We start from the raw sequence: 20,759 nt of genomic DNA, 5'->3' as shown, positions 1-20,759 counted from the left end.
AAGATGTGATCACGAAAACGCCTTTGACCTTTCATCGGGATGCGGATACCGCCTTGCGGAATGCCCGGCATTGCCGGTTTGCGTGAGGCCGCAGAAATATCAATTCGCCGCATGCCGTTTCGGTTACGGGCACCATGCGGCACAGGGGATGTTCCCATGTCGCTCGACCGTCTGGCTCCGGCCATTTTTGTCTTCCTGTGGTCGACCGGCTGGGTGACCGCCAAATATGCGGTCTATTATACCGGGCCGCTGACTTTCCTCTGTCTGCGCTACCTGCTGGCGGGTGCGCTGTTATGGGCGATCTGCCGGTTTTCCGCCATCCAGTGGCCGGAGAAGCGTGCGGATGTGTTTCGGGCGATCCTGTCCGGCGTCTTCCTGCACGGTCTTTATCTCGGCATGATCTGGTGGGCGATAGGGCAGGGCGTGCCGGCGGCAATCGGCGGCATCATTGCCGGTCTGCAGCCGCTGATGACGGCGGTGGCCGCCCGTTTCATGATCGGCGAGAGGATCTCGCCTTTGCAGCGCGCCGGCCTGCTCATCGGTTTTGCCGGCATCGCCATTGCCGTGCTGCCGAAGGTCATGGCCACCGGCGCTGTCGGCCTGTCCGTGCCGCTTTACGCCGTGGCGGTGAATGTGCTGGGCATGACCTCGGTCACCTATGGCACGCTCTACCAGAAGAAATATGTCCATGGCGGAAACATCATGGCGGTCGCCACGCTGCAATATGTCGGTGCGCTGCTGGTCACCGTGCCCTTCGCGCTTCTGCTGGAGGATGGGCATGTGGACTGGAGCCTCGGCCTTGCCGCTACGCTCGCCTGGTCCGTGGGTGCGATCTCCATCGGCGCCGTGGCGCTGCTTCTTTATCTCATCCGGCGCGGGCAGGTCTCGCGCGCCGCCTCGCTGATCTATCTCGTGCCGCCGCTTGCCGCTGTCGAGGCCGCCCTGCTTTTCGGGGAAACGCTGACGCCGGCCATGGTTGCCGGCACCGTTCTGGCGGTGACGGGGGTTTATCTCGCCAACCGCAGGCCTGCCCAAACGGTTGCGGCGGGTTAATTACCACAACCTCATATTAGGGGTTTGTTAACCATAAAATTATACCTCTCGTTAATCCAAAGATTTGGCGGGGGTTACATGTCTATTTCACGTCGTGGTGTTCTGTTCGGATTGCCGCTGTTTCTGGCCGGCTGCGCCAATACCGGCATCGGCCAGCAGAGGCTCAATTATGCGGCGATGCCGGAAGAGAAGTTTCCGCTGCCCGCCATGCATCTCGATAAGGTGAAACCGGAATTGCGCCGGCAGGAAGTCGCCTATGACACCCGCCACCCGGCCGGAACCGTTGTGGTGGATACCCCGGCGCGGCGGCTCTATTATGTTCTGGGCGATGGTCGCGCCATGCGTTACGGCGTCGGCGTCGGCCGGCAGGGCCTTGCATTGAAGGGCGACGCCTATATCGGCCGCAAGGCGGAATGGCCGTCCTGGACGCCGACCGCGAACATGATGCGCCGCGATCCGCGCAATCTGAAATTTGCCGGCGGCATGGCGGGCGGCCCCAACAATCCGCTCGGCGCACGTGCGCTCTATCTCTATCGCGGCGGCGGCGACACCATGTTCCGTCTGCACGGCACCAACCAGCCGCAATCCATCGGCCACGCCATGTCGAGCGGCTGCATCCGCATGCTGAACCACGACATCATCGATCTCTATAGCCGCGTACCGGTCGGCTCGAAGGTCGTCGTCTTGCAGGCGTGAGGAAGAGGCGGATTTTTCCGCCCTTGTCACGCCAGAAAATGCCTGTACCCTTGAGTTGATTTTTTTGGCATAAGGTCAATTTTATGCTGGAAAATCAACCATGTGTAGAATGCCTCCCTTCAGGTATTTAAGGGAGTTCTGCTATATCGGAAACGTGATTTCCGGTGTTCGAGACGTGTATCCATAAAGGCTTAAATGCACTGTATCGAGCGCGGCATCACTTCAACGGGGACACATGAACATGGCAACTTTAGACTCTCTCTCCCGCTATCGCCCGCAGGCACTTGGGGCGCTGCGCATCATGACGGCGCTGCTTTTCATTGCGCATGGAACGCAGAAGCTGTTCGGCTTCCCGACATCGCAGATGGACGGCTCCCTGCCGACGATGCTGCTCGCGGCGGCGCTTCTGGAACTCGTCGGCGGCATTCTGGTGCTGGTCGGGCTGTTCACGCGTCCGGTCGCCTTCATCCTGTCCGGCCAGATGGCGGTCGCCTATTTCATGGCGCATGCGCCGAGCAATTTCTTCCCGGCCCTGAACGGCGGTGATGCCGCCATCCTGTTCTGCTTCATCTTCCTCTATCTGGTCTTTGCCGGTCCGGGCGCCTTCTCGGTGGATGAGCGCCGGGCCTGATCCGCCCGACAGATCATCGCAAGGTTTTTCGCTGAAGCTCCGCATGGGCATGCCGTGCGGAGCTTTTTTCAAAAAGGCGGAAACTTCGGCCGTCGCCGAAGCATAGGTGATTGTTTTCGGGTTAGGAACGGTTCATCCTGAACGCAGTTGGAAAATCGATCCGTGACCTCCCAGAACCCCATCGCCCGCGAATTGCTGCTTCTTGCCCTGCTGTCCACGCTGTGGGCCGCGTCCTATACCTTCATCAAGATCGGGGTGGAGACGATACCGCCGATCACCTTCATCGCGTCGAGAACGCTGATCGCCGGTCTGCTGCTCTTGGCGGTCATACGGCTGCGCGGGCTGCGCCTGCCCAGGGATATTGCCACCTGGCGGCTGTTCTTCATTCAGGCCTGCATCAACAGCGTTCTGCCCTTCACGCTGATCGCCTGGGCGGAACAGAGCATCGATGCCGGTCTCGCCGTCATTCTCAACGCAACGACGCCGATCTTCACGTTTCTTCTGACGGCGCTTTTCATCCGGCATGAGCCGGTCAGCGGGCGCAAGCTGTTCGGCACCATCGCCGGCATGACGGGTGTGTGCCTCATCATCGGTCTGGACGCGCTGAACGGGGCCGGCGATACGCTGTGGAGCCAGCTTGCGGTGCTGACGGCAGCCTTTTCTTATGCCTGTGCGGCCATTTTCAGCAAGAACTTCAAGGGGCTCGATCCCATCATGCCGGCCGCCGGTTCGCTTATCTGCGGTGCCGTCCTGCTGCTGCCCGTGAGCCTGATCGTCGACCGGCCCTGGACATTGTCGCCTTCGGCGGCGTCACTGTCGGCGCTCGTCTGCCTCAGCGTCTTTTCCACTGCGCTCGCCTTCATGATCTATTTCCGGCTGATGCAGACGCTGGGCTCCGTCGGCACCACCTCGCAGGCCTATCTCAGGGTGCCCGTCGGTGTCGCCATCGGCATGGTGTTTCTGGGGGAGGTGCCGACGCCTGCCATGTGGGTCGGGCTTGTCTGCGTCATTGCCGGCGTGCTGGCCATGACCCTGCCGTCACGGCGTCGTCCGGTCGCGCAGGGTGGGTGAAGGCAAAGAAAAGCCCGCTACCGGGTGGCCTCCGCATGCACTCCCTCATTCCTGTGCTTGTCACAGGAATCCAGTCGTCGCGCGTCTGCGCGACGGGAAGAGTCCTTTCAGCCCAAGGACCTGGGCTGGCTGGATCCCTGTGACAAGCACAGGGATGAGGAGGAAGCGTAGTGGCAATCTCCTATAGACACCAGGTCGAGACCGGACTTCTCCGCCTTACAAACGAAAAAGCCGGGCGAAAGCCCGGCTTAACGATTAACGTCTCTTAGCGGTTACGGCCACGATGGCCGTTGCCGGAAGCGCGCTTTTCCTGGCCGTTGCCGCCGGCAGGGGCGTGGCGGTTGGCGCCGCTGCCGCCGGGCTTGCGGGCCGGGCGGCGGTTCTTGCGTGGGCCGGCCGGGCGGCCTGCGTCGCCTTCAGCCTGCTTGACGCGCTTGAAGTCGGAGGTGACTTCCAGATCGTTGTCGGCATCGCGCGGTGCATGGTGGCGCGACGGGCGGGATTCGCCATTGTGGCGTCCACCTTCGCGGGGTCCACGCTGCTGGCCGCCATTGTTGTTGCGGCCGCCGCGGTTGTTGTTGGGGCGCGTCGGGCTCGCAAGACCGGCCGGGCGTTCGCCTGACGCGACCGGAATATCGATCTTCATCAGCTTTTCGATGTCGTGCAGCAGGCGGGTTTCGTCCGGTGCGCAAAACGCGATGGCGATGCCGTCGCGGCCGGCGCGGGCGGTGCGGCCGATGCGGTGGACATAGGCGTCGGGCACTTCCGGCAGGTCGTAGTTGAAGACGTGGGTGACGGCCGGAATGTCGATGCCGCGGGCGGCAACGTCGGTTGCGACCAGCACCTTGATCTCACCGTCCTTGAAGCCCTTGAGAGCGCGCTCGCGCTGGCCCTGGCTCTTGTTGCCATGGATGGAGGCGACCTTGAAGCCGATATGTTCGAGATGCTTGTAGAGCTTCTCGGCGCCGTGCTTGGTGCGCAGGAACACGATGGCGCGGCCATCCGGGTTCTCGTTGAGCGATTTCTTCAGAAGCTCGGTCTTGTCGTTCTTGCCGGCGACGAAATGGACATATTGCTCCACCTTGTCGGCGGCCTTGCCCGGAGGCGTCACTTCGACCTTGACCGGATCGGTCAGGTAGCTGTGGGCCAGATCGGCAATCGCCTTCGGCATGGTGGCCGAGAAGAGCAGCGTCTGGCGCTTGGCCGGGACCATTCTGGAAATCTTGCGCAGATCGTGGATGAAGCCGAGATCGAGCATCTGGTCCGCTTCATCAAGCACCAGATAGGTGACCTTGGAGAGCGAGATGGCGTTGCGGGCGATGAGATCGAGCAGGCGGCCGGGGGTGGCCACGAGGATATCCGTGCCCTTTTCCAGCTGCAGCTGCTGCTTGTTGATCGAGGCGCCGCCGACCACCTGGTTGATGCGCAGCGGCGTCTTCTTCACGAAGGCGCGCAGGTTTTCGCCGATCTGGTTCACCAGCTCGCGCGTCGGCGCAAGGATGAGGGTGCGGCAGGTGCGGTTGGCCGGGCGGTCCGCCTGCTTCATGAGCATTTCGATGATCGGCAGGCCGAAAGCGGCGGTCTTGCCGGTGCCGGTCTGTGCGAGGCCGATCAGGTCACGGCCTTCGAGCAGCAGCGGAATGGCCTTTGCCTGAATGGGGGTGGGAGTGGCGTAGCCAAGCTGGGTAACGCTGGCCACAATCTTTTCGGAGAGGCCGAGTTCGCTAAAACTGGTCAATATAATGCCTTTCGGGGCGCCAAAAACCAAACGTCCGGAACAGGGCTGCTGTCCGGCGGTTTCGGCGTCAAGAACCCCGCGTGAATTGGGAACTTGTGGGTTGGAATAACTTTCTGCGCATCAGTGCGGCAAATGCCGTCTTCTGTATTCTCTGCGCTTTTCCTTCATGCGGCCCGGATATCTCTTGGAACGAGTCTTCCGGTCATATGCTGCAGCTCACGCGGCTGCCGAAGGTGAAAGCTTGACCGGCATGTGGGCGTTTTATGCAGTAAAGTCAAGCGATAGTTTTGTAACGCGGCCGCCGGCGGCGCATGGCAGCCATGCGCGGGGGCGCGTGACGACGGTCGCTGCGCCGCCGCCGGTGGCGAATAATTATGGTTAAAAAAGGGTATCGGAGTGCAACGCGCATAGCAAAAACGGATTTTCTCGCATAACGTTTTTGCGGAAGTCATCTGTAAATATTTGATTCGACAACGGTGAAACTGCACGGTGTGGAGTATCGATTGACCGAGGGCAGCGGGTTGCTGGAAAAGGCTTGCAGGGCTGTCGCCGCCCTGGACCTGCCCGCGTGCATCAAGGACAGCGAGCTGCGTTATGTTGTCGTCAATGCCGCCTATGCCCGGATCATGGGGCGCATGCCAGCGGCATTCGAAGGCCACACCAGCCTTTCCCTTTCCGCCGATATTCGCGATGCCGAACGTGAGGACAGGGAGCGCCGTGCGCTTGTCTTCGCCACGGATGAGATGATCGCCTGCCATGTCGCGGGCTCGTCCGGACCGTACACGCTTCGCTGCGAGCGCTTTACCGGCGATGACGGCAATCTTTTCCTGTTCGAAGCGTTCGAGGACATGCCAGCCGCTGCGGCGGCGGTTTTTCCAGACGCCGACAGTGCTTCGCAGCTGCTGTTCGGCAGCGGCGTGATCGATCTCGTCGATGCCGGCATCGTCATTTACGACAGCGAAAACCGGCTGCTCTATTGCAATGCCCGGTTCAGGGAATTCTACAGCGCCCTGGGCATCGAACTGAAGCCTGGCCTCCGGCTCGAAACGCTGATGGAAACCGTCTATTTTTCGAGCGGCTACCGCGACGCGAAAGAAGACGATCCGGCCTTCCAAGGGTGGATACAGGAGCAATTGCGGGATTTTTCCCTGCCCTATCTCGAAAGGGTGGAGCAGTTTGCCGATGGCCGATGGATGCGGATGGTCAACAAGCGGCTGGAAAACGGCATGCTGGTCGGGCTGCGGGTGGATGTCACCGAGTTCAAGGCGCATGAGACGCTTCTGAGCACGCAGATCCGCGAGACCTGGCTGCTGCGCGCGGCGCTTGAGCAATTGCCCGTCGGCGTGTTCCTGAGGGACCAGGACCGGCGGCTGACATTTGCCAACGCAGCCTATGAAAAATTCCTGGGCGGCAGCCTCGCCGATTACATCGGCAAGACCGAATGCGAGATGTTTCTGGAGAAAGGGCCGCTGTTCCGGCAGGAAAACGAGCACATCCTGCGCACCGGAGACGCAATCGAAAAGATGGGGAAGGTTCCGGTTGCGGATGGCGATGGCGTGCCCGTCATCATCCGGCTCGGCCGGGTCGCGACGCCTGACGACGAACATTACCTGGTGGGTTCGGTCACCGATGTCAGCCTGCTGCAGGACCGGGAAAAGGCGCTGATCGCCGCGCAGGCCGAGGCCGAGGCGCTGCATCGGCAGCTTGAAGCGGTTCTCCATGCCCTGCCGGTGGGCGTGCTGCTGCTCAATGCCGATCTCGTCATCGAATATGTCAATCCGTGCTTCTATCAGGTCTGGGGCGAAATCGGCGGCGAGAAGTCGCTTGTCGGCAAAAGCTATCGCGAATTCATGGAGATGAATTTCGACAGCGGCCTTTATGACTATGGCGACAGGCCCTTCGACGACATCTACAGCGAGCGGACGCAGCGGCTTCTCGACGAGGAGGTCTTTGCACCCCGCGAGGTCCGCAGCAAAAGCGGCAAGGTCACGGTCATTTCGAAAACCCGGCTCGAAGGCGGAAAAATCCTCAGCACCTATGCCGATGTCACCGATGTGCGCATGCGCGATGTGGAGATCAGCAAGGCGAAGGCCGAGCTGGAGCGCGTCGGCGCCTATATGCAGGGCGCCACGCGCGCCATGGCGCAGGGGCTGGCGCTGGTCGAGCAGGGCACGATCATCATGTCCAACGAGGCGATGGCGCGCATGTTCGACGTGCCGCCGCACCTCCTGGAAAAAGGCCAGAACTGGTCCGGCTTCTTTGCCCATTGCGCCGGGCGCGGCGATTTCGGCACGGCCGAGGAGGCTGCCGAGACGCTGCGCGCCTGGAGGGAGAATATCGCCGCCAACCGGCCGTTCTCCTGGTTGATCCATGTGGCCGGCAAAAGCTGGCTCAACCTGGAAGCCACCAACAGTTCCGGCAATTACTGGCTCATCATCGTCACCGACGTGACCGAGATGAAGCTGCGCGAGGAGGAATTGCAGCGGCTGCTTTCCCGCGCGGAAGCGGCCGATCGGGCCAAATCGGAATTCCTGGCCAATATGAGCCACGAAATCCGCACGCCCATGAACGGCGTGCTCGGCATGGCGGAACTGCTGGCCAAGTCCAATCTGGATACGCGTCAGAAGACCTTTACCGATATCATCGTCAAGTCAGGCAATGCGCTTTTGACGATCATCAACGACATCCTCGATTTCTCCAAGATCGAGGCCGGGCAGATGCGGCTGCGCAGCGTGCCTTTCGATCCGGCGGAGGCGGTCGAGGATGTGGTGTCCCTGCTGTCCTCGGCGGCGCTGGAAAAGGACATAGAGCTGATCGTCCGGATTGATCCCTCGGTTTTCGGCAAGGTCATCGGCGATGCCGGGCGTTTCCGCCAGATCGTCACCAATATCGTTGGAAACGCCGTCAAGTTTACCGAGACCGGGCATGTGCTGGTGGAGCTTGCGGCCCGTTCGGCGGAGGCGTCGGAGACCATTCTGTCGCTGCGCGTGGAAGACAGCGGTATTGGTATTCCCGCCGACAAGCTCGAAACCATCTTCGACAAGTTCAGCCAGGTGGATGGCTCCGCGACGCGCCGGCACGAGGGAACGGGGCTTGGCCTGGCGATCACGGTCGGCCTCGTCGGCCTGTTCGACGGCGCGATCAATGTCGTCAGCGAGGTCGGCAGGGGTTCGACCTTCGAGGTCAATATCCCGTTTCAGGTGACGGAACGACGGCGGGACGTCCCGCTGCTTTCCGTGGCGATTGACGATATACGGGTGCTCGTCATCGACGACAATGACGTCAATCGCCGCATATTGACGGAGCAGCTGAAGAGCTGGGGCATAGACGGGCATGCCGTGGGGGACGGGCTGTCCGGCATTGCGGTTCTGGAGGAGGCGGCGTCGCTCGGTTTTGCCATCGACGCCATCATCCTCGATTATCATATGCCTGACATGAACGGGCTGGATGTGGTGGAGCGCATCCGGGCGGACAAGCGCTTCGATGACATCGCCATCGTCTTCCTGACCTCCATGGACGTCGTTGGCGACGAGACGTTGTTCACCGATCTCAATGTGCAGGCGCATCTGATGAAGCCGGCGCGGGCGCGGCTGTTGCGCTCCACCCTGTTCGATGTGGTGCGGGACGTTCGGATGAAGCGCGCCCGGCAGCATCCGCTTGCAGGCGGGGAGGGCAATGGAAAACGCCGCCCGGACAGCGGCCCCGTCGAAAAGAAACAACGGGTCGAAACTCCCGTGGCGGCGCCTGCACGGCATCGTCCCAGCCTTGTCGATGTGCTGGTGGCCGAGGACAATGACGTCAACCAGATTGTCTTCACCCAGATATTGCAGCAGGCGGGCCTGCGCTTTCTGATCGTCGGCAATGGCAAGAAAGCCGTGCAGGCGTGGCAGGAGAATAATCCCGCCATCATCCTGATGGATGTCTCGATGCCGGTCATGAACGGACATCAGGCGACGCAGGCCATTCGCGCCACTGAGCGGGCCGCGGCCGACGGCCGGCATGTGCCGATCATCGGCGTTACCGCCCATACGCAGGAGGCGGACCGGGAGCTGTGTCTGGAGGCGGGCATGGACGATTATCTGTCGAAGCCGATCAGCCCCGAGGCGCTGGAAGACAAGATCGCGCAATGGCTGGGCGAAAACATGCCGCGACGCGACGTGCCGGGCGTGTGAATATCGGCTGCGAGTACGGTTTCCGGAGTTGCTTCAGCCGGAGCGTTATCTTCCATGGCGCATTTTCAGACGCAAAACCGCTTCACGCTTTTGCTGAAAATGCTTTGGTCCCGCAGAGCATTTCCCGCTTTCCGGCAAAACCTTTGCGGCGCTCCAGCTCAAAACCGGCGGCGATGAGGTTGCGGCGGACGAAGCCGGCGGCGGCATAGGTGGCGAATGTGCCGCCCGGCGCCGTCTTTGCGAAAAGCGCCTGCATGATTTCCAGCGACCACATGTCCGGATTGCGCGCGGGCGCGAAGCCATCGAGAAACCAGGCGTCGAAACTTTCCTCGCTTGCGGAAATGCCGGCGAGCGCCTCGCCGCAAACAACTGTCAGCTGCGTTTCGTCATCGAGCTGGATTTCGACCCGGCCTTTCGGCTCGGCGGGCCAGAGGGCGGTAAGCGCCTTGCGTTCGGCATCCACTTCCGGCCAGCGGGAAAGCGCCCGGTCGATTTCCTCCGCCTTCATCGGGTAGAGTTCGAAGGAGATGAAATGCAGCGTGGCGCGGCCGTTACGCATCTCTTTCCATTGGCGCCATGTCTCGCAGAGGTTAAGCCCGGTGCCGAAGCCGAGTTCGCCGATACGGAAGGTGTCCTCCCGTTCGAGCCAACGTTCTGGCAGGCCGTTTCCGGAGAGGAAGACATGGCCGCATTCCAGCCGGCCATCCGTCTGGCAATAAAAATGGTCGTCAAAGGCCAGTGAATAGGGCATATCCCCGTCACGCCAGTCGAGCGCGGTGGCGGCTTCTCCGGCCGGTGAACCGGTCTCTGGGTCAGTCTCTGTGATATTTTCGTTGGAATGTTTCATGGCTAAAGCCGATAATCCCACTTTCGAACAGGGTCAATCTCCAAGATTGCCGGCTTCCGTGCCGCTCCTCATCGTCGGCGGCGGCATCATGGGTCTGTGGGCCGCCGTCAAGGCGGAAAGGCTCGGCATCGATACATTGCTGGTGGAGGCGGATCGCACCGGCGGCGGCGCCAGCGGCGGGCTGCTGGGCGCGTTGATGCCGCATATGCCGGACCGCTGGTCGGACAAAAAACAGTTCCAGTTCGACGCCCTCGTTGCGCTGGAAAAAGAGATTGCCGGGCTGGAGGCGGAAACCGGGCTTCCCGCCGGCTACCGTCGCTCCGGCCGTATCATTCCGCTGCCGAAGCCGCATCTGCGCGCCATTGCCGAAGGTCACCAACGGGATGCGCTGGAGAACTGGGTGTCGGGCGAGCGCCGGTTCCATTGGCATGTCGGCGAGAACCCTTCGGCCGCTGGCTGGGTGGATGATGCGGCGGGTGAGGCGGGTTTCGTGTTCGATACGCTGGCGGCGCGGGTCTCGCCGCGTGCGATGATCGCCCTCCTTTCGGCTTTTCTCGGCAAGGCGCGGCATGTGCGGCTGGCGCAGGGTTGCCGCGTCCTTTCGCTCGACGCGGATGCCGGGCGGGCGGTGCTGTCGTCGGGCGATGAGGTTTCTTTTGGCCATGCCATCGTCGCCAACGGCCATGATTCCTTCCCCCTGATCCGCGATGCTCTCGGCCTGGAGGCCGGCGTGACGCTCGGGCAGGCGGTGAAGGGGCAGGCCGCACTTCTCGATGCGGCCGCCGACCCGGCCCTACCGGTGGTGTTCCTGAACGGCCTTTATATCGTGCCGCATGAGGATGGCACGGTCGCGATCGGCAGTACCAGCGAAGATTGTTTTTCCGACCCCTTCAGTACCGATGAAAAGCTCGAAAAACTGCTGGCCGATGCGTCTGCCGTCGTTCCCGCGCTTGCCCGTGCGCCGGTGCTTGAGCGCTGGGCCGGGCTGCGTCCGAAGGCGGTAGGCAGAGACCCGATGGTGGGCGCTCTCCCCGACCATCCGAAGCTCGTTGCGCTATCGGGCGGCTTCAAGGTCAGCTTCGGTCTTGCGCATTTTCTTGCCGATGCGGCGCTGCAAACCGTGTGCGGTCACACGCCTGTCATCCCCTCGGGCTTTCACCTTCAACAACACGTGAGTATTGCCGTCGCAGACTTTAGAAAGTGCTGATCAGGCCGTCCACGTCGTTAATCTGTCACGCAAATCACTTATCTGCTGGCCTGCAACGAGGCCGGTTTGTCCGCTTTTGCGGCGAGGTGACAGCGCATGCGATACGCCATTCATTTCACGCCTTCCCCCAATGACCCCCTGACGCAGGCGGCCGCCGCGTGGTTGGGGCGCGATGCCTATTCCGGTCAGGCGGTGGAGCCGCCGGGCATGATCGATCTCGGCATGCAGGAGATTTCCTACCATACGGCGCTGCCGCGCCGTTATGGTTTCCATGGCACGATCAAGGCCCCCTTCCGCCTTGCCGAAGGCCATTCCGAGGCCGCGCTTCTGCGCGACCTGATGTATTTCTCCGGCAAGCAGGAGCCCTTCACGCTGCCGCAACTCGTGGTAGCAAGACAGGAAAATGTCTTCAGCCTCGTTCCCGAGCGCCCCTGCGAAGTGCTGCATTTTTTCGCCGCCCGCGTGGTGCAGGAATTCGACCGTTACCGGGCGCCGCTCTCCGACGCGGAAATCGAGCGCGCCGATCCGGACCGGCTTTCGGCCTCGCAGCTTACCAATCTGCATCGCTGGGGCAGTCCGCATGTGATGGATGAGTTCCGGTTCCAGATGTCGCTGACGGGCGGTGTGGAAGCTTCCAGCAGCCAGAGGATTGAACGGGCCGTGCGCAAGGTTTTCGAGCCGCTGCTCACCCGGTCCCTGCAGTTCTCCAGCCTTGCGCTTTTCATTGAGGACGAACCGGGAGCGCCGTTCCGGGTGCACTCGCTTCACCCCATGGGCCGTGTCTCCGCCCGAAAAATCGCCTGAAGAGCGCGCCGGAATAATCGTATACAAAAAAGCATCGGAATGTCGGCAAGATTGATCTCGACATTCCGGATGCGGATGCTACCGTTCGGATATCGCATATCTGAAGCGTGCGTTGTGCCCCTTCCGGGTCGCCGCGCTTTGGAGGTCTGTTTTATGTCTCCCGAGATCGGTTTCCGCCTCGGGAGAGATGGTCTGGGTGGCTGCATGATTTCCGAAAATTACTCCCGCAATCTGGTGGGCTATGGCCGCAATGTTCCCGATCCGAAATGGCCGGGCGGCGCGCGCATCGCCGTGCAATTCGTCATCAATTACGAGGAGGGCGGCGAGAGCTGCATTCTCGATAATGACAAGGCGTCGGAATCGCTGCTGTCGGAAATCGTCGGCGCCCAGCCCTGGCCGGGTCAGCGCAACCTGAACATGGAATCGATCTATGAATATGGCTCGCGCGCCGGTTTCTGGCGGCTGTGGCGCATGTTCACCGGTCTTGGCGTCACCACCACCGTTTATGGCGTGACCGCCGCCATGGCGCGCAACCCGGAAGCCGTTGCGGCGATGAAGGAAGCTGGCTGGGAAATTGCCAGCCACGGTTACCGCTGGCTGGAATACAAGGATTTTTCCGAAGAGGAAGAGCGCAAGCATATTCTCGAAGCCGTGCGTCTGCACACGGAGGTTACCGGCGAACGTCCTTACGGCATGTATCAGGGCAAGCCTTCCGACAATACGCTGCGCCTTGTCATGGAAGAGGGCGGTTTCCTCTATTCGTCTGATTCCTATGCCGACGATCTGCCCTATTGGGTGAAGGGCGCAGGCGACGAGCCGTTCCTGATCATTCCCTATACGCTCGAAACCAACGATATGCGTTTCGCCACGCCGCAGGGCTTCAATTCCGGCGACCAGTTCTTCACCTATCTGAAGGATGCTTTCGATGTGCTTTATCAGGAAGGTGTCGAGGGCGCACCGAAGATGATGAGTGTCGGCCTGCATTGCCGTCTTGTCGGTCGTCCTGGCCGCGCGGCGGCTCTTCGTCGTTTCATCGAATATGTGCTCGGCCACGAGAAGGTGTGGATCCCGCAGCGCATCGAGATTGCCCGTCACTGGCATGAACATCACAAGCCGGAGGTGTTTTGATGGTGACGCGTGAGGACTTTGTCAGCCGCTTCGGCGGCGTGTTCGAACATTCGCCCTTTATCGCCGAACGGGCCTATGATGCCGGCGGAGCCGGGCTGGAACTGACGGCGAAGGCGGTTCACGCCGTGCTTCGCGCGCAGTTTCGCGCCGCTTCCGAAGCCGAAAGGCTCGGTGTGTTGCGGGCGCATCCCGATCTTGCCGGCAAGCTGGCGATCGCGGGCGAGTTGACGGCCGATAGCCGCAACGAACAGGCCGGCGCGGGGCTGGACCGCCTTACCCCGGAAGAGCACGCCCGTTTTACCGCGTTGAACAGCGCCTATACCGAAAAATTCGGCTTTCCTTTCATCATCGCGGTCAAGGGGCTGAACAGGCACGATATTCTAGCTGCCTTCGAGACGCGCATCGGCAACGGTGCAGCCGAAGAATTTGAGACGGCGACGGCGCAGGTGGAAAAGATCGCCTGGCTTCGCCTTTCCTCGATGCTGCCGGAAGGCTGAATTGGCGAGCGGTGGCCGTTCTGCTAGAATCGCGCCGTCTGGAGATGAAGATCATGAGACCTTCCGAGGTGCTGGAAAAGAACAGGGAAGCGATCCGCGAAGCGACGAAACGCTTCAACGCGGCAAACCCGCGCGTGTTCGGCTCCGTCGCCCGCGGCGAGGACCGGCCGGACAGCGATCTCGACATTCTGGTGGATGCGCTGCCGGGTACGACCCTGTTCGATCTCGGCGGTTTGCTGGAGGAATTGAAGGCGCTGCTTGGTGTGGAGGTCGACGTCGTCACGTCAGGCGGCCTGCATTCGGATATAAGGGCGCGCGTTCTGAAGGAAGCCAAAGCGGTATGAGTACGGATCGGCTTCTGCTCTATCTGAAGGAGATGGATGTTGCCGCCTCCAGAATACAGGATTTCATTCAGGATATGGATGAGGCCGCTTTTTCTTCCGACACGCGGACGCAGATGGCGGTCATGATGGGTCTTGCCCTGATTGGCGAGGCGGTTGCCAAGCTGGACAGGCACTACCCCGCATTTTTACAGCAGCACCCGGAAATCCCCTGGATCAAGATGAAGGGTATGCGCAATCTGATCGTGCATGATTATTTCCGGGCGGAGCTCTCGGTCGTCTGGAAAACGATAACGCAGAGCATTCCGGATTTACAGGCGCGTCTCTCCCTTCTCCGCAACTGGCATGCCCAAGGTGAATGACATTTGACTGATTTTCTCGAGATAAAACCTCTCACCAAGGAGGCATTCGCATCCTTCGGCGATGTGATCGAAACAACGCCCTCTTCCATGCGGCATATCAATGGCGGCCAGACCGAGCGGCATCATGCGCTTGCAGCACCGGAGGCGGCGGGTGAGGGGGCGCGTATCATCCTCAATATTTTTCGCGGGCAGCCGCGCGTCTTTCCGCATAAGATTGAGATGATGGAGCGGCACCCGCTCGGCAGCCAGAGTTTTTCGCCGCTTTCCGGCCGGCCTTTCCTCGTGGTCGTCGCCGATGACGATGGCGGCCGGCCCGGCCGGCCGCAGGTGTTTCTGGCGCGGGGCGATCAGGGTGTGAATTACCGCCGCAATGTCTGGCATTATCCGCTGATGCCGTTGCAGGCGGTTTCGGATTTTCTGGTTGCCGACCGCGAGGGGCCGGGCAACAATCTGGAAGAGTATTTTTTCGATAAGCCCTATATGATCGCGGAGCCCAAGCCATGACCGGTTTGACCACCCATGTCCTCGATGCCGCCCAGGGCACGCCCGCCGAAGGGCTGACGATCGAGCTTTACCGGCTTTCCGGCGATCGCCGCGAGAAGCTGAAGACGGTGCAGACCAATAGCGACGGCCGTGTCGATGGCGGGCCGCTGCTTGCCGGAGAGAGTTTCAAGGTGGGTCAATACGAGTTGGTTTTCCATGCCGGCGATTATCTGCGCGGCAAGGGTGTGGCGCTGCCGGAGCCGGCCTTTCTCGATATTATCCCGATCCGTTTCGGCATTGCCGATGAGAGCGGCCATTACCATGTGCCGCTTCTGCTTTCGCCCTATAGCTATTCCACCTATCGAGGAAGCTGATTGCCATGATCTTTGCCGCGATTGCCGATATTCACGGAAACTGCGCCGCGCTCGAAGCCGTGCTGGAGGATATCGCAAGGCTTGGCATCAAGGACATCGTCAATCTCGGCGATTGTTTCAGCGGCCCGCTGGAAGCGGGGTTTACCGGCGATGTGCTTGTTAGCAACTGGATACCCAGCATTCGCGGCAATCATGACCGGGAGCTGATCGAGCGTGCCCCGGAAGAGATGGGAAGCTGGGAAAGGCCAGCGCATGCGCAGCTGAGCGCCGCCCATCTGGACTGGTTGCAAACCCTGCCATTCAGCATGGTGTTTAGGGATGTCGCCTATTGCTGCCATGGCTCGCCGCAAGGCGATCTCGACTATTGGCTGGAAACGCTGTCGCCGGAAGGCGTGCTGAAATTACGGCCGCTGGCTGAAATCGAAGCCATGGCGGAAGGCATTGCCCAGCCGCTGATGCTGTGCGGCCATACCCATATTCCCCGCACCGTGCAGCTTTCCGACGGTCGGCTGATCGTCAATCCCGGCAGCGTCGGCTGCCCCGGCTGGAAGGACGACACGCCTTTCGACCATCACGTCGAGGCCGGTCATCCGCTCGCCAGCTATGCCGTGCTGGAAGAGACGGCGCGCGGCTGGCAGGTTTATTTCCGGCAAATACGCTACGACAATCTGGCCATGGCCGAGATGGCGCGGGTCAACGGTATTCCCTATCTCGCGGATGCGCTGGCGAGTGGCTGGCTGAAGCGGTAGAGATCACCCCTCGCTGTTCATCACCACACAGGCGTAGGATTGCGCCTTCAGCTCCTTGCAGGCGGAAACCGCCGAGGACTGGTCTTCGAAGCCGGTGAAGCGGGCGCGGTAAAGCGTTGCCGATCCGCTTCGCACGGCTTCGGTGTAAGGGGCGATCCCGGCATAGCTGCCGATATTGGCGCGGGCATTGGCGAGCAGGGAGCGGGCGGCGGCTTCGCTGTCGGTGGCGGCGATCTGCACTTCCCAGCGGCTGCGCTGACCTGCGGGGGCTGCGGCGGGAGCCGGCCGCGGGATGGCCGAAACCTGCATCATGTCGGCCATCTGGCTATTCGCCGTGGCGATCTGCATGGCGACCGGATCGGCGCGGCGTTCGGCGAACATCGGCAATGGCACGGAGGCGGGGGGTAGTGCGGCGGCGGTAGGCACAGCCGCGGGCGTCACACCGAAGGTGCGGCTGACATTGGCGCTGGCGACGAGCTGTTCGGTGTTGCGGCTTCTCGATGCCTGCGGCACGGCCTTGTCGAGAAGCGCTGCCATCTGCGCATCGCGGCTGCGGGCGGTCTTGCCGCCCAGCACGACGCCGACGACACGGCGGCCATTGTGGTTGATGGCGCTGACGAGATTGAAGCCCGATGCATTGGTGTAGCCGGTCTTGATGCCGTCCATGCCCTGATAACGATACATCAGATTATTGTGGCCGCGGATGCGTTTTCCCCGGAAACTGAAGGATTCCATGGCGAAGAGGCCGTATTCCTTGGGAAAGTCCCGCTGCAGCGCAAGGCCGAGCTTCGCCATGTCGCGCGCCGTCGTCACCTGCGATTTGCTGGGCAGGCCAGAAGCGTTGCGGAACACCGTCTTGGTCATGCCGAGCTGGCGTGCCTTGCGGGTCATCATTTCGGCGAACCGTGCCTCGGAGCCGCCGAGATGGTCGCCCATGCCCTCCGCCATATCGTTGGCGGATTTGACGATCATGCCATAAACGGCCTCACGCACGGTGAAGGTCTGGTCCTGGCGCACATATAGCTTGGAAGGGATGGTGGATGCGCCATTTTTGGACATCTTTATCTTCTGGTCCCAGCGAAGCCGGCCGGCATGCAGGGCCTCGAAGGTCATGTAAAGCGTCATCATCTTGGTCAGCGAGGCGGGGTGGTTCAGCACATCGGCATTGCGCGCCGCCAGAACCTTGCCGGTATTGGCATCCATGATGAAATGGGCGTAACCGGCCTGAGCAGGCGATGCCTGCAGCGAGAGGATCGCGCAAAAGAAGGCGAGTGCAAAGACCCATGCTCCCGCCATTCCCCGTCTGATCGTTCCCGACATAGTCCACCCCTTTTGTTCGGCCGCCGTGATGCGCGAAGTTCTACTGACACTTTCTGGCAACAAAACCGCTAAAACTTTAGAGATCGCTTTCATGCTTAATTAAGTATGAATTTCAATCCGATGGCTGCCCTCACAATTTCCTTGAAAAGAAACCAACCATCCGGTATGTTTATTGTCATGACAAATGCACATGAACGCAAGAAGCAGCCAGACGTCGTGCGCCGCAATCTCCTCGATTGCGCGGCGAAACTTGCTGCCGATCAGGGTGTTGCCGCACTTTCGGTGCAGGCGGTGGCGGATGCCGCCGGGGTGACGAAGGGTGGGCTGTTCCACCACTTCGCCTCCAAGCAGGCCTTGCTCGAAGCTGTCATGGCGGACCTTGTTTTGGCGCTGGATGCGGAAATCGATGCGCTTATCTCACAGGATTGTGAAGCCTACGGATGCTTCACGCGGGCCTATGTGAACGCCGTTTTCGCTGATCGCGACCGGGATTCGGGCCGGCAATGGGCGGCGCTGTCGGTATCGATGGTCGGTGAACCGTCGCTGAGGCGCATGTGGACCAGCTGGTTTGCGGGACGTCTCAGCCGTCATAAGGAAACGGATGACGGGGTGATACTGGAAATGGTGCGGCTGGCGGCTGACGGCATCTGGTTTGCCGATCTTCTGGCCGATGATGGCAGGGCAGGTGGCGACAGGGCGGCTCTCAAGGCCCGGATGATCGCCCAGACGAAAAAGGAAACGGAACGATGAACGCGGCACTTTTTACCTATGGGGCGCTTGTCGCGGCCATTATCTGCGAGGTCATCGCCACCTCCTTCCTACAGCAGTCGCAGCAGTTCACCCGGTTGCTGCCAACAGTGCTGATGGCGGTGTTTTACGGCGCGGCCTTTTATCTCCTGTCGTTCACGCTGCGGGTGATCCCGGTCGGCGTGGCCTATGCGATCTGGAGCGGGCTCGGCATCGTGCTGATTTCCGGCATCGGTTATTTTGTTTTTCACCAGACGCTGGACCTTGCCGCCGTTATCGGCCTCGGTTTCATCGTGACCGGGGTGGTGATCGTGAACGTGTTTTCGAAGACGGTGGGACATTGACGGCATCCCCGCGCCCTCATTCCCGTGGCAAGCACAGGGATGAGGGAGGCGGCGTGGGGCGGGACTTTCTGACACGCCCTGCTTTCAGGCATCATCCCGCCTACTTTTCCGTCACCATCACGCCAGAATGCTGCGGTCCACATCCGTAATCAGCCGCTTGCCGCAAAGCGCCATGCTGATATCCATTTCCTTGCGGATGATTTCGAGGGCCGTCGTTACGCCCTGTTTGCCATCGGCACCGAGGCCGTAGAGGAAGGGCCGGCCGATATAAGTGCCCTTGGCGCCAAGGGCGACCGCTTTCAGCACATCCTGACCGGAGCGGATGCCGCCATCCATGTGGACCTCGACCCTGTCGCCGACGGCGTCGACGATCTTCGGCAGCATGGCGATCGAGGAATGGGCGCCGTCGAGCTGGCGTCCGCCATGGTTGGAGACGATGATGGCGTCAGCGCCGGTATCGAGCGAGGCGCGGGCATCTTCCTCATCAAGGATACCCTTGAGGATAAGCTTGCCGCCCCAGCGCTGCTTGATCCATTCGACATCCTTCCACGACAGGCGTGGATCGAACTGCTCCGCCGTCCAGGAGGAGAGCGAGGAGAGATCGGAGACATTTTTGGCGTGGCCGACGATATTGCCGAAACTGCGGCGCTTGGTGCGAGCCATGTCCATGCACCATTTCGGCCGGGTCGCCATCTGCCAGATGTGCTTCGGAGTGAATTTCGGCGGTGCCGACAGGCCGTTGCGCAGATCCTTGTGGCGCTGGCCGAGAATTTGCAGATCGAGCGTCAGCACCAGCGCCGAGCAGCCGGCGGCCTTGGCCCGGTCGATCAGATTGTTGACGAAATCCCGGTCCTTCATCACGTAGAGCTGGAACCAGAAGGGTTTCGAGGTGACGGAGGCGACATCCTCGATGGAGCAGATGCTCATGGTGGAAAGCGTGAAGGGCACGCCGAATTCTTCGGCCGCTTTTGCCGCCAGCATTTCGCCATCGGCATGCTGCATGCCCGTCAGCCCGGTGGGGGAGAGGGCCACTGGCATCGAAACCTTCTCGCCGACCATTTCGGTGGCAAGCGACCGGTCGGTCATATCCACCAGCACGCGCTGGCGCAGCTTTATCTTGGAAAAATCATCCTCATTGGCGCGGTAGGTGCTTTCCGTCCATGCGCCGCTATCGGCATAGTCGAAAAACATTTTTGGCACACGACGCTGAGCCTGTTGTTTCAGGTCCGCTATGGTCAGGATTTTGCCCATGGATAAAGCCTTCACATTTGAATGATGGCTTCACATAACATGAATGTGGTGGTTGCAACATCAAAATCGACGGGCCTCATCACCAGAAAGCCCGCAAGAACAGCTCGGCTCCCAGTAAAAGCAGGCAGATGAGGAACCAGCGCCGGAATGTGGCCGGGCTGACGATGTTACGGATCTTCTGGCCGAGCCACATGCCGAGAAGTGCCGGCAGCACGGCGAGTGCGGAAAGCGACAGATGCTCGACGCGGAAGGCGTCTTGAGACGCAAGGCTGGCGGCAAGCGCAATGGTCGAAACCGTGAAGGAAAGGCCGAGCGCCTGCACGAGATCGTCGCGGTTGAAACCGAGCGACTGGATATAGGGCACGGCGGGCACGACGAAAATTCCGGTGCCGCCGGTCAGCAGGCCGGTTGTCAGCCCTATGGCCGGCGAGAGGCTGGATTCCAGCCGTGCCGGAACGGAGAGGGGTTTGGCGAAGAGGCTGTAGGCCGCATAAACAGCAAGGCACAGGCCGAGCGCCGAGGTGGTCCAGATGCCGGTGCCTGCCGTCATCAGCCGGATGCCGATGAGGGTGCCGGCGGCGATGGCGATCATCATCGGCCATAGCCGCGCGACGATGGCCCTGAAATCCGGCCCGGCCAGCAATTGCCAGATATTGGTGACGAAGGAGGGCAGGATCAGCAGCCCGGCGGCAAGGACGGGCGGCATGAACAGGCCGAGCACGCCCATGGCGACGGTGGGCAGCCCCATGCCGGTCACGCCCTTGACGATGCCCGCGATGGTGAAGGTCGTGAAGACCATGAGCATTGTGGTTGTGTCCAGATCCGGCACGGTGCACTCCAGAGGTCATTCGCATTTCGGCCGGGATGGCGTCAGCTTGTCATTGGGAGCGAGCGGGTGCGGCATGGTTTCTTCTCCCCGCCGGGGAGAAGGTGGCCCGAAGGGT

At 61.2% G+C, this 20,759-nt stretch carries 21 protein-coding genes; 16 read left to right on the top strand and 5 right to left on the bottom strand.

Annotation, left to right across the window (positions count from 1 at the left end):
* The first annotated feature begins 156 nt into the window (after positions 1-156).
* The 4 genes from N5D22_RS19930 (at position 157) to N5D22_RS19915 (ending at position 3,451) form a co-directional block, all read left to right on the top strand.
* Positions 157-1,053 carry a DMT family transporter gene (locus tag N5D22_RS19930; protein WP_279657519.1) on the top strand — a complete coding sequence of 299 codons (897 nt, stop codon included), beginning with the start codon at positions 157-159 and terminating at the stop codon, positions 1,051-1,053.
* A gap of 78 nt (positions 1,054-1,131) precedes the next feature.
* Positions 1,132-1,749: a L,D-transpeptidase gene (locus N5D22_RS19925; protein ID WP_279657520.1), complete on the top strand. Its 618-nt coding sequence runs from the start codon at positions 1,132-1,134 to the stop codon at positions 1,747-1,749.
* 241 nt (positions 1,750-1,990) lie between these two features.
* Positions 1,991-2,380: a DoxX family protein gene (locus N5D22_RS19920; RefSeq protein WP_279657521.1), complete on the top strand. Its 390-nt coding sequence runs from the start codon at positions 1,991-1,993 to the stop codon at positions 2,378-2,380.
* 162 nt (positions 2,381-2,542) lie between these two features.
* On the top strand, positions 2,543-3,451 hold the full coding sequence (locus N5D22_RS19915; RefSeq protein ID WP_279657522.1) for an EamA family transporter: 909 nt from the start codon (positions 2,543-2,545) through the stop codon (positions 3,449-3,451).
* 265 nt (positions 3,452-3,716) lie between these two features.
* On the opposite strand, the gene N5D22_RS19910 is transcribed toward N5D22_RS19915, so the two are convergent.
* A complete protein-coding gene (locus N5D22_RS19910) occupies positions 3,717-5,189 on the bottom strand; it encodes a DEAD/DEAH box helicase (RefSeq protein ID WP_279657523.1) in 1,473 nt (490 codons plus the stop codon).
* A 503-nt stretch (positions 5,190-5,692) separates the two neighbouring features.
* Here N5D22_RS19910 and N5D22_RS19905 point away from each other — a divergent pair.
* On the top strand, positions 5,693-9,361 hold the full coding sequence (locus N5D22_RS19905) for a response regulator (protein ID WP_279657524.1): 3,669 nt from the start codon (positions 5,693-5,695) through the stop codon (positions 9,359-9,361).
* An 82-nt stretch (positions 9,362-9,443) separates the two neighbouring features.
* Here N5D22_RS19905 and mnmD read toward each other — a convergent pair whose 3' ends face one another.
* Positions 9,444-10,208: a tRNA (5-methylaminomethyl-2-thiouridine)(34)-methyltransferase MnmD gene (mnmD, locus tag N5D22_RS19900; RefSeq protein ID WP_279657525.1), complete on the bottom strand. Its 765-nt coding sequence runs from the start codon at positions 10,206-10,208 to the stop codon at positions 9,444-9,446.
* Here mnmD and N5D22_RS19895 point away from each other — a divergent pair.
* From N5D22_RS19895 to N5D22_RS19855, 9 genes are all read left to right on the top strand, one after another.
* Positions 10,207-11,415, top strand: a complete 1,209-nt coding sequence (locus N5D22_RS19895) for an FAD-binding oxidoreductase (RefSeq protein ID WP_279657526.1) — start codon at positions 10,207-10,209, stop codon at positions 11,413-11,415. The genes mnmD and N5D22_RS19895 overlap by 2 nt on opposite strands.
* 96 nt (positions 11,416-11,511) lie before the next feature.
* Positions 11,512-12,219 (top strand): DUF1045 domain-containing protein, encoded by a 708-nt coding sequence (locus N5D22_RS19890; protein WP_279657527.1) that lies wholly within the window; start codon positions 11,512-11,514, stop codon positions 12,217-12,219.
* Positions 12,220-12,423: 204 nt separating this feature from the next.
* Positions 12,424-13,347, top strand: coding sequence for an allantoinase PuuE (puuE, locus tag N5D22_RS19885; RefSeq protein WP_279657544.1), 924 nt, complete (start codon positions 12,424-12,426; stop codon positions 13,345-13,347).
* Positions 13,347-13,844 (top strand): 2-oxo-4-hydroxy-4-carboxy-5-ureidoimidazoline decarboxylase, encoded by a 498-nt coding sequence (uraD, locus tag N5D22_RS19880; protein ID WP_279657528.1) that lies wholly within the window; start codon positions 13,347-13,349, stop codon positions 13,842-13,844. Before puuE ends, uraD begins: the two co-directional genes overlap by 1 nt.
* A 53-nt stretch (positions 13,845-13,897) precedes the next feature.
* A complete protein-coding gene (locus N5D22_RS19875) occupies positions 13,898-14,188 on the top strand; it encodes a nucleotidyltransferase family protein (protein WP_035220685.1) in 291 nt (96 codons plus the stop codon).
* Positions 14,185-14,547: a DUF86 domain-containing protein gene (locus tag N5D22_RS19870; RefSeq protein ID WP_113381258.1), complete on the top strand. Its 363-nt coding sequence runs from the start codon at positions 14,185-14,187 to the stop codon at positions 14,545-14,547. The genes N5D22_RS19875 and N5D22_RS19870 overlap by 4 nt, the downstream gene beginning before the upstream one ends.
* 3 nt (positions 14,548-14,550) lie before the next feature.
* Positions 14,551-15,051: an ureidoglycolate lyase gene (locus tag N5D22_RS19865; protein ID WP_279657530.1), complete on the top strand. Its 501-nt coding sequence runs from the start codon at positions 14,551-14,553 to the stop codon at positions 15,049-15,051.
* Positions 15,048-15,404 carry a hydroxyisourate hydrolase gene (gene uraH, locus N5D22_RS19860; RefSeq protein WP_035260925.1) on the top strand — a complete coding sequence of 119 codons (357 nt, stop codon included), beginning with the start codon at positions 15,048-15,050 and terminating at the stop codon, positions 15,402-15,404. The genes N5D22_RS19865 and uraH overlap by 4 nt, the downstream gene beginning before the upstream one ends.
* 5 nt (positions 15,405-15,409) lie before the next feature.
* Entirely contained in the window at positions 15,410-16,153 is a 744-nt protein-coding gene (locus N5D22_RS19855) for a metallophosphoesterase family protein (RefSeq protein ID WP_279657531.1), read from the top strand.
* Positions 16,154-16,156: 3 nt separating this feature from the next.
* Here N5D22_RS19855 and N5D22_RS19850 read toward each other — a convergent pair whose 3' ends face one another.
* Positions 16,157-17,449, bottom strand: coding sequence for a D-alanyl-D-alanine carboxypeptidase (locus tag N5D22_RS19850; RefSeq protein ID WP_279657545.1), 1,293 nt, complete (start codon positions 17,447-17,449; stop codon positions 16,157-16,159).
* A 189-nt stretch (positions 17,450-17,638) separates the two neighbouring features.
* Between N5D22_RS19850 and N5D22_RS19845 the strand changes: the two genes are divergently transcribed.
* Entirely contained in the window at positions 17,639-18,223 is a 585-nt protein-coding gene (locus N5D22_RS19845; protein WP_279657532.1) for a TetR/AcrR family transcriptional regulator, read from the top strand.
* A complete protein-coding gene (locus N5D22_RS19840; protein ID WP_279657533.1) occupies positions 18,220-18,564 on the top strand; it encodes a multidrug efflux SMR transporter in 345 nt (114 codons plus the stop codon). The genes N5D22_RS19845 and N5D22_RS19840 overlap by 4 nt, the downstream gene beginning before the upstream one ends.
* A 117-nt stretch (positions 18,565-18,681) precedes the next feature.
* Here the strand turns inward: N5D22_RS19840 and N5D22_RS19835 are convergent, their stop codons facing one another.
* Both N5D22_RS19835 and N5D22_RS19830 read right to left on the bottom strand, forming a co-directional pair.
* A complete protein-coding gene (locus N5D22_RS19835; protein WP_279657534.1) occupies positions 18,682-19,815 on the bottom strand; it encodes an alpha-hydroxy acid oxidase in 1,134 nt (377 codons plus the stop codon).
* A gap of 79 nt (positions 19,816-19,894) precedes the next feature.
* Positions 19,895-20,614, bottom strand: coding sequence for a sulfite exporter TauE/SafE family protein (locus tag N5D22_RS19830; RefSeq protein ID WP_279657546.1), 720 nt, complete (start codon positions 20,612-20,614; stop codon positions 19,895-19,897).
* Positions 20,615-20,759 lie beyond the last annotated feature (145 nt).

This window comes from Agrobacterium sp. GD03872 (assembly GCF_029840625.1).
Lineage (GTDB): Bacteria > Pseudomonadota > Alphaproteobacteria > Rhizobiales > Rhizobiaceae > Agrobacterium > Agrobacterium fabrum_A.
The sequence above is the reverse complement of the archived record's forward strand: the minus strand, read 5'-3'. Positions and strand labels throughout refer to the sequence as shown.